This window comes from Schumannella sp. 10F1B-5-1 (assembly GCF_006517535.1).
GTDB lineage: Bacteria > Actinomycetota > Actinomycetes > Actinomycetales > Microbacteriaceae > Schumannella.
Genome location: NZ_VHQH01000191.1, coordinates 1 through 240, shown reverse-complemented (window position 1 = coordinate 240; position 240 = coordinate 1). Strand labels below are relative to the sequence as shown.

Below are 240 nucleotides of genomic sequence, written 5' to 3'. Positions count from 1 at the left end.
CGACCTCGTTGCGTCCGAGCCGGTCGAGCCCGGCGGCCGCCAGCACGACCGCGTCGAGACGGCGCTCCGGGTCGGCGGCGTCGAGCCGGCCGAGGCGGGTGTCGACGTTGCCGCGGATGTCGACCACCTCGAGATCGGGGCGGCGACGCAGCAGCTGGGCCCGGCGGCGCGGCGACCCCGTGCCGACACGAGCGCCCGCGGGCAGGCCGTCCAGATCTCGACCGGCGGATGCGCACAGCG

General features: G+C 77.9%; 1 pseudogene. It reads right to left on the bottom strand.

From position 1 onward, the window contains the following. Positions 1-240, bottom strand: a pseudogene (locus FJ658_RS15395) (hydroxymethylbilane synthase); the annotation flags it as partial.